The organism is Kitasatospora sp. NPDC029312 (assembly GCF_055569215.1).
Genome location: NZ_JBVHXY010000034.1, coordinates 7,879 through 19,202 on the forward strand (window position 1 = coordinate 7,879; position 11,324 = coordinate 19,202).

Annotated in this window: 9 protein-coding genes; 7 read left to right on the forward strand and 2 right to left on the reverse strand. The window is 72.7% G+C overall.

Annotated elements, in window-relative coordinates; genetic code table 11:
- Positions 1 to 118: 118 nt before the first annotated feature.
- Positions 119 to 1,204 carry an alpha/beta hydrolase gene (locus tag ACZ4WV_RS25180; RefSeq protein WP_465750390.1) on the reverse strand — a complete coding sequence of 362 codons (1,086 nt, stop codon included), beginning with the start codon at positions 1,202 to 1,204 and terminating at the stop codon, positions 119 to 121.
- Between the two features lie 361 nt (positions 1,205 to 1,565).
- Here ACZ4WV_RS25180 and ACZ4WV_RS25185 point away from each other — a divergent pair, with 361 nt between their 5' ends.
- The 7 genes from ACZ4WV_RS25185 to ACZ4WV_RS25215 all read left to right on the forward strand — a co-directional run bounded on the left by ACZ4WV_RS25185 (position 1,566) and on the right by ACZ4WV_RS25215 (position 10,343).
- A complete protein-coding gene (locus tag ACZ4WV_RS25185; RefSeq protein WP_465750392.1) occupies positions 1,566 to 2,585 on the forward strand; it encodes a substrate-binding domain-containing protein in 1,020 nt (339 codons plus the stop codon).
- Positions 2,582 to 3,628, forward strand: coding sequence for an ABC transporter permease (locus ACZ4WV_RS25190; RefSeq protein WP_465750394.1), 1,047 nt, complete (start codon positions 2,582 to 2,584; stop codon positions 3,626 to 3,628). Before ACZ4WV_RS25185 ends, ACZ4WV_RS25190 begins: the two co-directional genes overlap by 4 nt.
- Before the next feature lie 26 nt (positions 3,629 to 3,654).
- Complete coding sequence (locus ACZ4WV_RS25195; protein ID WP_465750396.1) at positions 3,655 to 4,521, forward strand: ATP-binding cassette domain-containing protein; 867 nt, start codon at positions 3,655 to 3,657, stop codon at positions 4,519 to 4,521.
- A complete protein-coding gene (locus tag ACZ4WV_RS25200; RefSeq protein WP_465750398.1) occupies positions 4,518 to 5,624 on the forward strand; it encodes an ROK family glucokinase in 1,107 nt (368 codons plus the stop codon). Before ACZ4WV_RS25195 ends, ACZ4WV_RS25200 begins: the two co-directional genes overlap by 4 nt.
- Before the next feature lie 1,168 nt (positions 5,625 to 6,792).
- The gene (gene ggt, locus ACZ4WV_RS25205) at positions 6,793 to 8,580 is read left to right on the forward strand and encodes a gamma-glutamyltransferase (RefSeq protein ID WP_465750400.1); all 1,788 of its coding nucleotides are present in this window, start codon (positions 6,793 to 6,795) and stop codon (positions 8,578 to 8,580) included.
- 161 nt (positions 8,581 to 8,741) lie between these two features.
- The gene (locus ACZ4WV_RS25210) at positions 8,742 to 9,545 is read left to right on the forward strand and encodes an exodeoxyribonuclease III (protein ID WP_465750402.1); all 804 of its coding nucleotides are present in this window, start codon (positions 8,742 to 8,744) and stop codon (positions 9,543 to 9,545) included.
- Positions 9,546 to 9,755: 210 nt separating this feature from the next.
- Positions 9,756 to 10,343 carry a hypothetical protein gene (locus ACZ4WV_RS25215; protein ID WP_465750404.1) on the forward strand — a complete coding sequence of 196 codons (588 nt, stop codon included), beginning with the start codon at positions 9,756 to 9,758 and terminating at the stop codon, positions 10,341 to 10,343.
- A 119-nt stretch (positions 10,344 to 10,462) separates the two neighbouring features.
- On the opposite strand, the gene ACZ4WV_RS25220 is transcribed toward ACZ4WV_RS25215, so the two are convergent.
- Positions 10,463 to 11,170 carry a lysoplasmalogenase gene (locus ACZ4WV_RS25220; RefSeq protein ID WP_465750406.1) on the reverse strand — a complete coding sequence of 236 codons (708 nt, stop codon included), beginning with the start codon at positions 11,168 to 11,170 and terminating at the stop codon, positions 10,463 to 10,465.
- Positions 11,171 to 11,324: the final 154 nt, after the last annotated feature.

The following is an 11,324-nucleotide window of genomic DNA, read 5'->3' on the forward strand; positions in this document are numbered from 1 at the left end:
TGTGGGGTGCTATGGGGGTGCCGGGAAATTTCCGGGGGAAACGCCGGGGCCCCGCCGCGATCGCTCGCGGCGGGCCCCTCGGTCGTGACGGCCGGTCACGGACTGCCGTGACGGGCGGTCACGGCGCCGGGATGATCGTGGTCAGCCACTCGAAGGCGCTCGGGACCATCTTCTTCCACATGTCGGTGGTGTGCGGCCCGGTGCTCTCCTCGACCTGCACCTTGGTCGGGTCCTTGGCCGCGGCGGCGATCGCCTGGCCGTCCTCGTAGCCGTCGCCCTTGGCGCCGCTGACCAGCAGGGCGACCTTCGGCGGCTGCTGGGCGGTCTTGAGGATGGTGACCGGGTTGTTGGCCTCGCGCAGCTTCGGGTCCTTGCCGACCAGGGAGTCCCCCTCGGTCGCGGGGTCGTTGTAGCCGGACATCGAGATGCCGGCCCGGTAGCGGTTGGGGTGCGCGAGCGACAGCTTGGCGGCGCAGTGGGCGCCGGCCGAGTAACCGGCGATCGCCCAGCGGTCCGCGGACGGGTCCGCGCGGAAGTTGTCCATCACCATCTGCGGGACGTCGCGGGTGATCCAGGCGTCGGCGTTGATCTTGCCGGGGATGTCGGTGCAGCCGGCGTCCTGGTGGTTGCCCAGCAGCAGGGTGCGGGGCGAGACCAGGATGAACGGCGCGACCTTGCCCTGCTGCATCAGCGGCTTGAGCTGCTCGGACACCTTGAGGGTGCCGTACCAGGTGGAGGAGGAGCCGGGGTAGCCCGGGATCAGCTCGACGACCGGGAACTTCTTGTCCTTGAACGCCGGGTCGTTGTACTGCGGCGGCAGCCAGACCAGCACCTCGCCGTCGACGCCGGAGACCTGGCCCTTCAGCTCGGTCTTCTGCACGTCGCCGGGCACCGCCGGGTCGTTCACGCCGCCGAACTTCTGCAGCACCTTCGGCGGCTGCTTGCCGGCGTCCCCGGACTGGCCGTTCCTGCCGCCCGCGGCCTGGTCCGCCGGCGGTACCGAGGGCACCGCGCGGACGTGGTCGCCGGTGCCGAGCAGGTCGTCCCAGTTGCCGTAGATCAGGTTGGCGTTGTTCACCATGACGAAGACCATCAGGACGGCCGTGACCTGGCAGAACATGATCATGACGAGCCGGGAGAGCACGCGCACCGGCTGGGGGCCGCGCACCTTCCCCCAGAACAGCAACGCCACTGCGATGGACACCGGCACAAGGATGACGGTGAGGATGAAGAATGGCGTACCTGTCAGTTCCATCAAGTTCTCGTATCCGGGTCGCTCGCCGCCCGGGCCCCACTCGCCCGAACGCACGTCAATGGCATCAGACGGCTGTGAACCGGTGATCGGTTGCCGTCCGAATCTGTGCGGAACCTGAGAGGAACATCACGTTGTGGTGATGCTCCAGCTTCGGATCGGCGCTTAGTCTGCCACCCGGACAGCTGTGATCCGGACCAGATGTTCAGCGAACTACCAGGAAGGTCCCCCAAGGCACCTTACAACCCGGGCCGTTCGCGCCGCCGGGCGAGGCGGTGCGAGAGCGCGCGGCCGGGCCAGAGAGACTAGGGGGATGAGCACAACCCGCTTTCGCCCCTCCCGCCGCTTCTGGCCCGTGTGCGCCGTCCTGGCCCTCGCGGTCACCGCGGCCGGCTGCAGCAGTACCGGAGGCAGACGCGCCGAGGAGGCCCGCGCCAAGGCCGCGGCCACAGGCGGCAGCGCCGTCACCACCCCGCGCTGGAAGGTCGCCATGGTGACCCACGCCGGCGCCGGCGACGCCTTCTGGGACAGCGTGCGCAAGGGCGCCGAGCAGGCCGCCGCCAAGGACAACATCACCTTCCTGTACTCCAACGACGCGCAGACCCAGAACCAGGTCCAGCTCGTCCAGGCGGCCATCGACCAGAAGGTGGACGGCCTGCTGGTCACCCTCGCCAAGGGCGACGCCATGGCCGACGTCCTCCGGAAGGCCGAGGCGGCGGGCATCCCCGTCATCACCGTCAACTCCGGCCAGGAGTTCTCCGCCAAGTTCGGCGCGCTCACCCACATCGGCCAGGACGAGACCACGGCCGGGCAGGCGGCCGGCGCGGAGCTGGCCTCCCGCGGCCGCAGGAACGTGCTCTGTGTGATCCACGAGCAGGGCAACGTCGGTCAGGAGCAGCGCTGCTCCGGCGCGCAGTCCAAGTCCGGCGCCGCCTTCCAGGTGCTCTACGTCAACGGCGTCGACATGCCCGACGCCCGCGCCGCGATCTCCGCCAAGCTGCAGTCCGACCCGGGCATCGACACCGTGCTCACCCTCTCCGGCCCGATGGCCGCCACCGGGCTGCAGGCCGTCCAGGACGTCCACCGGACCATCGAGCTGGACACCTTCGACCTCGGCCAGCAGGTGGTCGCCGGCCTCAAGTCCGGCAGTGTCGGCTTCGCCGTCGACCAGCAGCCCTACCTCCAGGGCTACGAGGGCGTCGACCTGCTCTGGCTGTACAAGTCCAACCTGGACATGCTCGGCGGCGGCAAGCCCGTCGCGACCGGCCCGCAGATCCTGACCAAGGACAACGCCGACGCGCTCGCCGAGTACGTCGCGAGGGGGACCAGGTGAGCACCCCCGACCTCCTCACCCGGGACGGCCTGCTCCAGGACCGCCCGGCCCCCCTGCGGCGGCTGCTCGCCCGCCCCGAGCTCGGCTCGCTGATCGCCGCCGTCGCGGTCTTCGCGGTCTTCGCCGCCGTCGCCGGACCCTTCCTGCGGGTCTCCTCGCTGGGTACCGTGCTCTACGCCGCCTCCACCATCGGGATCATGGCCGTGCCGGTCTCGCTGCTGATGATCGGCGGCGAGTTCGACCTGTCGGCCGGCGTGCTGGTCACCACCGCCGCGCTGACCTCCTCGATGGTCTCGTACCAGTTCACCGCCGTCACCTGGGTCGGCGTCCTGGTCTCGCTGGCGACCACGCTCGCGGTCGGCTGGTTCAACGGCTGGATGCTCGGCCGCACCAGGCTGCCCAGCTTCATCGTCACCCTGGGCACCTTCCTGATGCTGACCGGCGCCAACCTGGGCGTCACCAAGGCGGTCTCCGGGACGGTCTCCACCAAGTCGATCGCCGACATGCAGGGCTTCGAGTCCTGCCGCCGGCTGTTCGCCTCCGAGGTCACCATCGGCGGACTGACGGTCAAGGCCACCGTCTGGTGGTGGCTGGGCCTGCTGGTCGTCGGCAGCTGGGTGCTGCTGCGCACCCGCTTCGGCAACTGGATCTTCGCCGTCGGTGGCGACGCGGCGGCCGCCCGCGCCGTCGGTGTGCCGGTGGCCCGGACCAAGACCGTGCTCTACCTCGGCGTCGGCTTCGGAGCCTGGGTGCTCGGGCAGCACCTGCTGTTCTCCTTCGACACCGTGCAGTCCGGCGAGGGAGTCGGCAACGAGCTGATCTACATCGTCGCGGCCGTCATCGGCGGCTGCCTGATCACCGGCGGCTACGGCTCGGTGGTCGGCTCCGCGCTCGGCGCGCTGATCTTCGGCATGGCCAGCAAGGGCATCATCTACGCCCAGTGGAACCCGGACTGGTTCAAGTTCTTCCTCGGCGCGATGCTGCTGCTGGCCGCGCTGCTCAACGCCTACGTCAAGCGCCGGGCGGAACGGGGGCCGCGGTGACCACGGGAGCGGTGAACACGGGAACGGTGAACAGGGAACCGGTGGACGGGGAGCTCCTGGCGCTCGAAGGCGTCGGCAAGACGTACGGGACGGTCCGCGCGCTGCAGGACGTCTCGCTGACCCTGCGGGCCGGCGAGATCAGCTGCGTGCTGGGCGACAACGGGGCCGGCAAGTCCACCCTGATCAAGATCATCTCGGGGCTGCACCAGCACGACGAGGGCAGGTACACCATCGGCGGCGAGGAGGTCCGCTTCCACTCCCCGCGCCAGGCCCTGGACCGCGGCATCGCCACCGTCTACCAGGACCTCGCCGTCGTCCCGCTGATGCCCGTCTGGCGCAACTTCTTCCTCGGCTCCGAACGGGGCATGCGCCGCTGGGGCGGCCTGCGCCTGGACGCCGACGGCATGCGGACCACCACCCGCCGGGCGCTCGCCGAGATGGGCATCGACCTGCACGACGTCGACCGGCCGATCGGCACCCTCTCCGGCGGCCAGCGCCAGTGCGTGGCGATCGCCCGCGCCGTGCACTTCGGCGCCCGGGTGCTCATCCTGGACGAACCGACCGCGGCGCTCGGCGTCAAGCAGTCCGGGGTGGTGCTCAAGTACGTCACCGCGGCCCGCGACGCCGGGCTCGGGGTCGTCCTGATCACCCACAACCCGCACCACGCCTACCTCGTCGGAGACCACTTCACCCTGCTCAAGCGGGGACGGATGGCCGGCAGCCACCCGCGCGCCGAGATCGGCCTCGAGCAGCTCACCACCGAGATGGCGGGCGGCTCCGACCTCGCCGAACTCTCGCACGAACTGGGCCGCCCGTCAGCGGGCGACGCCGGGCGTGCCGCCTCCGACCCCCGTACCGACTCCGATTCCCGTGAGGAGCGTCCGCAGCCGTGACCAGCCCCCAAGGCAGCACCCGGCCGGCCGTCCTGCCCACCCTCCTCGGACTCGGCCCGCGCGCCGAACGCCGGCGCCGCGCCCTGCCCGCGGGGATACTGCGGCTGCCCACCATCGGCGTCGACATCGGCGGCACCAAGGTCGTCGCGGGCGTCGTCGACGGCGAGGGCAAGGTGCTGGAGAAGCTGCGCACCGACACCCCCGACAAGAACAAGAGCGCCAAGGTCGTCGAGGACGTCATCGTCGAGCTGGTGCTCCAGCTCGCCGACCGGCACGACGTCCACGCGGTGGGCATCGGCGCGGCCGGCTGGGTCGACGCCGACCGCTCCCGGGTGCTCTTCGCCCCGCACCTCAACTGGCGCAACGAGCCGCTCCAGCAGGCACTCAGCGAGCGGCTGCGCTTCCCGGTGGTCGTCGAGAACGACGCCAACGCGGCCGCCTGGGCGGAGTGGCGCTTCGGCGCGGGGCGCGGCGAGGACCACATGGTGATGCTCACCCTGGGCACCGGCATCGGCGGCGCGGTCGTCCGGGACGGCTACGTCGACCGCGGCAAGTACGGCCTGGCGGGCGAGTTCGGACACATGCAGGTGGTGCCCGGCGGGCACCGCTGCCCGTGCGGCAACCGCGGCTGCTGGGAGCAGTACTCCTCCGGCAACGCGCTGGTGCGGGACGCGCGCGAGCTCGTCGCCGAGGAGTCCCCGGTGGTGCAGCCGCTGCTCGCCCGGGCGGGCGGCACGGTCGAGGGCATCACCGGCCCGCTGGTCACCGAGGCGGCCCGGGACGGCGACCCGACGGCGACCGAGCTGCTCTACGAGGTCGGCACCTGGCTCGGCGTGGGCATCGCCAACCTGGCCGCCGCCCTCGACCCGGGCCGCTTCGTCATCGGCGGCGGCGTCTCCGAGGCCGGCGACCTGCTCCTCGGCTCCGCCCGGGACACCTTCCGCCGCACCCTCACCGGCCGCGGCTTCCGCCCCGAGCCCGCCATCGTCCACGCCGCCCTCGGCAACGAGGCCGGCCTCGTCGGCGCCGCCGACCTGGCCAGGCAGGTCGCCCGCCGCTTCCGCACCATCAAGCGGCGGCGGGTGGAGCGCAGCGCGCTGTAGCGGCGGGCGCGGGGCGGGCGCCACCGGGGGGCCCGGGGCCGGGGGCTTCCCGGGGAGCCGGGGGGGGGCGGACAACATTCAACTGACAGATTTCAGCGAACAACTTTCATTATCTGTTCGCTGAAATCTGTCATCTGTTGTTTGTCAGCCGCACGCACCCGGCTCTTCCCGGCGCGCGCCTTCCGCCGTCAGCCGGCCGCCTTCCAGCGGTCCCGCCCGTCACTGCCGGGGCCGCAGACCATCGGGGTGCCCTTGGTGGTGACCCCGGTCGCTCCCGCAGGGGAGCAGAAGGACCCCGCGTGGACGGTTCCGGCGGACCCGCCGTCCGAACCGGATCCGCCGCCCGTGCTCGAGCCGCCTGAGCCGGAGCCTCCGCCGCCGGTACCGCCGGTGGAGGGCGAACCGCCGCCACCCGTGCTGCCGCCGGTGCCGGACCCCGTCCCCGGGTCGGCCGGCTGCGCGCTGGGGTGCGGGGTCGGCTTGGGGGCAACCGGGGCCGATGGCTCGCCGTGAGTCTGCGGGGCGCGGGTCGGCACGGGCGGTTCCGGGGCGGGCGCGGCCGTCGGAGACCCGGTCGACGTGGGCGCCCCCGTCGGCGTCGGATCCGGTGCCGGAGCAGGGGGCGCGGCCGACGTCTCCGCCGCGGACGGAGGCGGGGCCGGGGACGGGGTCGACGTGGCCACGACCGGGACCGGGGTGGGCGGGTGGTCGGCCGGCTTGGGGCCGAGGACCGCGCCGATCCACAGCAGGCTGCAGAACGCCGCCACCGCCGTACTGGTGAGCTTGCGCCAGAGCGGCCGGGGCCAGGTCCACGCGATGGCGAAGACGGCGAACGGGAACACCAGGAACCCGGCGGCGTGCACGGCGCGGTGCTGCCACCAGGGCCGGTGCGGCGGAACCGCCGGTAGCTGAGGGGGCGGGGGTGGTGGCGGATACACGGAGAAGTCGGGTCCTTCTTGTGGTCGGTCCGTGGTGAGCCATCACACCGTATAGAGATCCCATCAGGAGACGTTGCGATACGTCCGGAACCGATTCCGGACCGTGACCTCCGAATCGCTCCTTTGTTCCTCGTCACGTCAAGTACCGGTTGGTAGCGGCGCGGTGTGGTTGTCGGATTACCGCTGCTGTGGAAGAACTGATGAGTTGACGTCGACTCAGGAGGACTCGGATGAGGGCTCTGACCCGTCTCGCGCCATCACTGCTGCTCGCCACCGTCCTGGTGGGTGCCACCACCGGGCCGGCCGGCGCCGCGGCGCCGCCGACGAAGGCGCCGGAGGCGGTGGGGTGGGGCGGGGCGGTGGCCACCGTGGACGCCGATGCGACCGCGGCCGGGATCGAAGTGCTGCGCAAGGGCGGGAACGCGGTGGACGCCGCAGTGGCGGCTGCGGCGGCGCTCGGGGTGACGGAGCCCTACTCGTCCGGGATCGGTGGCGGCGGGTACTTCGTCTACTACGACCACGCCACCGGCCGGGTGCACACCATCGACGGCCGTGAGGTGGCCGGCCGCACGGCCGACAGCGGGCTGTTCCTCGAGGACGGCAAGCCGCTCGCCTTCGCCGACGCCGTCACCAGCGGGCTGTCCGTCGGCGTCCCCGGCACCCCGGCGACCTGGGACGCGGCCCTGCGGCAGTGGGGCACCAGATCGCTCGCCCGGAACCTCGAGCCCGCCGAGCGGATCGCCGAGAACGGCTTCGTCGTCGACGGCACCTTCCGCGGCCAGACGGCCGACAACTACGACCGGTTCAAGGACTTCCCGGCCACCGCAAAGCTCTACCTGCCGGGCGGCAAGCCCCCCGAGGTCGGCACCGTCCTGCGCAACCCCGACCTCGCCGCCACCTACCGCCTGCTCGCCGACAAGGGCGTGAAGGCCTTCTACCAGGGCGAGTTGGCTCAGGACATCGTCAACACCGTGCAGCACCCGCCGGTCGACCCGGCCTCGGGCCGCAACGCCCGCCCCGGGAAGGTCGACACCGCGGACCTGGCCGCCTACCAGGTCCGCGGCCAGGCGCCCACCCACGTCGCCTACCGCGACTACGACGTCTACTCGATGGCCCCGTCCAGCTCCGGCGGCACCACCGTCGGCGAGGCGCTGCACATCCTGGAGGACGGCGACCTCTCGTCCGACAGCGGCACGCAGTACTACCACCACTTCCTGGAGGCCTCCCGGATCGCCTTCGCCGACCGCAACCGCTGGGTCGGCGACCCCGCCTTCAGCGACGTCCCGACCAAGCAGCTGCTCTCCGAGCGCTACGCCGCCTCCCGGGCCTGCCTGATCAGCCCCGACCGCGCCCTCACCAGCCCGCTCGCCCCCGGCGACCCGCGGCACCCGGCCGACTGCGCCGACACCGGCCAGACCGTCGCCGAGCCGTACGAGGGCCCCAACACCACCCACCTGACGGTCGCCGACCGCTGGGGCGACGTCGTCTCGTACACCCTCACCATCGAGCAGACCGGCGGCAGCGGCATGACCGTCCCGGGCCGGGGCTTCCTGCTCAACAACGAGCTGACCGACTTCGACTTCGCCCCGCTCGCCGCCGGGGTGCCCGACCCCAACCTGCCCGGGCCGGGCAAGCGGCCGCGCTCCTCGATGTCCCCGACCATCGTGCTGCGCGACGGAGAGCCGCTGCTGGCCACCGGCAGCCCCGGCGGCGCGACGATCATCACCACCACCCTCCAGGTGCTGCTCGGGCGCCTGGACCGCGGCCTGAGCCTGGAGCAGGCCATCGCCGCGCCGCGCGCCAGCCAGCGCAACACCGCCGCCACCCAGGCCGAGCCCGGCTTCCTCGACCTGCCCGAGCGGGCCGCGCTGGAGGGCCTCGGGCACCGCTTCACCAACGGCGGCGAGATCGGAGCCGCCACCGGCGTGGAGCGACTGCCGGACGGCCGCTGGGTGGCCGCCGCCGAACCGGTGCGGCGCGGCGGCGGCTCGGCCGCAGTGGTCAGGCCCGCGGGCTGATCGGGTCGGTCAGCCCGAGCGGGCCGGTCCGAGCGGGCCGGTCCGAGCGCGTCGGTATGACCGGGTCGGCCTGTCAGTGGCGGGCGGTATGTTCGGGGTGGGCCTCCCTCGGGGGCCCACCCCCGTCCGTACCGACCGAACCACCGGGAAGGCCGCCCGCCGTGACCGTCCGCATCGCCACCTGGAACATCAACTCCGTCACCGCTCGGCTGCCCAAGCTCCTGGAGTGGCTGGAGAGCGCCAAGCCCGACGTGCTCTGCCTCCAGGAGCTCAAGTGCGCGGCCGACGCCTTCCCCCACGACGAGGTCCGCAAGCTCGGCTACGAGACGGCCGCGCACGGCACCGGCCGGTGGAACGGCGTCGCCGTCGTCTCCCGGCTCGGCCTGGAGGACGTCGTGCGGGGCCTGCCCGACCAGCCCGGTTTCCTGGCCGACGGCGCCCTGTTGGCCGACGTCGAGCCGCGCGCCATCGCCGCCACCTGCGGCCCGGTGCGGGTCTGGTCGGTCTACGTGCCGAACGGCCGCGAGGTCGGCCACGCCCACTACCAGTACAAGCTGGAGTGGCTGGAGGCGCTGCGCAAGGCTGCCGTCGAGGACGCGGCCGGCCCCCGCCCCTTCGCCGTGCTCGGGGACTTCAACATCGCCCCCACCGATGAGGACGTCTACGACGTCGCCGCCTTCGAGGGCCTCACCCACGTCACCCCCGCCGAGCGCGCCGCGCTGGACGCGCTCGGCGGGATCGGCCTGCACGACGTCGTGCCCCGCCCGCTCAAGTACGACCGCCCCTACACCTACTGGGACTACCGCCAGCTGGCCTTCCCGAAGAACCGGGGCATGCGGATCGACCTCGCCTACGGCAACAAGCCGTTCCTCGACGCCGTCACCGACAGCTACGTCGACCGCGAGGCTCGCAAGGGCAAGGGCACCTCGGACCACGCCCCGGTCGTGGTGGACCTCGACCTCTGAGGCGCCGTGTGGGGCCGCGAGGGGATCCGAGCGGAGCTGAGCGGACATGAGGGGGGAGACACCCTGGGTGACGGGCCGTCGCTCGAACGGTCCTGAGCGGTGGCTGGATACCGAACAGGTACCTACCGTCGGTGAATGACCGGGTGCAGTTGCCCCACCACGTGGACTTGGAGTCCCCGGCTGCGCCCCGAGAATCCCGGAGGTTCCGGCATGCGCCCCACGCGTACGGCCGCCGCCGCCCTGATCGGCGCGACGGTGCTGACCGGGCTGACGGCCCCCCTCGCATCCGCCAGGGACGGCGCGGCCTCGGTCAGTCCGTCCCAGGCCGCACCGGGCCAGACCGTGACCGTCACGGTCTCCTGCCAGAAGTCGGACAAGCCCGACGCCAAGACCATCACCGCCCACTCCGCGGCCTTCGAGGGCGGCCCGGCGACCCTCACCCTCGGCGCCGACGGCAAGCACTCCGGCTCCGCCCGGCTGGCCTCCGAGCACCAAGGAGACAGCAAGGTCGACGGCACCTGCCCGGACGGCGGCGCCTTCTCGACCACCGTCACGGTCACCACCGTGGCCGCCGCCAGCCCCGACAAAGGACTCGGTGACTGGGGCAAGGCGGCGGGGGAGTGGGCCGGCTCGCTCGGCCAGTCCGGCGCCGGCAGCCAGCAGGTCGCCCCGCACGGCGCGGTGCAGACCGGTCTCGGTGGCTCGGTCGCGGGCGACCCGGCGGAGCTGGCCGGCGGCCTGGCCCTGGTCGCCGGTGGTGTCGGCGGCTTCTGGCTGCTCCGGAGGCGCGGTGCCTGACGGCCCTCGGCCCGACGCGATCCCGCGTCGCGTCGCCGGACCGGTGACGGGACCGGCGGCGCGAAGGCCTGACAGCGCGACGGAGTGACAGCGCGACGGCCTGACAGCGCGACGGCGCGTCAGACGGCCACCCGAGCCTGCCGCTCCTCGTGCTCAAGGATGCCGCTGGCCAGCAAGTACTGGGCCAGCACGTACGTCGCCATGATCCAGAACTGATGCCCCGGCAGCTCGCGCCACTTCGCCAACTGGGTGGCGATCAAGGTGTCGGAGAGTAGGAACAGCGCTCCGCCCAGACCGGTCCGCCAGCCCAGCCCGGCCGAGCTGACGGCCGTCGAGGCGAGCAGCAGGCTGTAGCCGGCCACCGGCAGCTGCAGCTCCCCGAGGTCCGGCCAGAGGCGGCCGACCATCGCCGCCCAGGCCGTCGCGTACGCGGCCGCGACCACCAGGGTCCGGCGGCGGTCGGTGAGCGCCCTGCGCTGGACGAACATCGTCACGTAGCAGACGTGCGCGGCCGCGAAGGACCCCATGCCGGCCAGGAACGCGGGGTCGCTCTTCAGCTGCAGCAGGACGTCCCCGCCCGCGCTCGCCAGCAGAGCCGGCGCCAGCAGCTTCGGCGCCCGCCTCCCCGCCGTCGCGGCCGCCGTCACGCTGTGTGCGGCCAGCAGCGGCATCAGGGTCGGCTTGGTGGCGTTCCGCAGCGCCGACGCCCCCGACAGGATCGAACCCAGATGCGCCGCCGAGGCGGCCGCGAAACCTCCGAGCAGGCCGGTCGCCGAACGCAGGCGCCCGCCGAGGCCGGCGGCGCGGGTCGTCGTGGGGATGCTCATGCGGGGCCTCCGGGAACGGGCGGTGGTCACTGACCCTAAGGGACCCGGCAACGCCGGGAAAGAGGAGGTACCGGTGCGTAACCCAGGCTGGCCGCGGAGGCTGACGGCCGACCGGGGTAGCGGACCGCGACCGGCCGCTTCGAGGGCTCGTGTG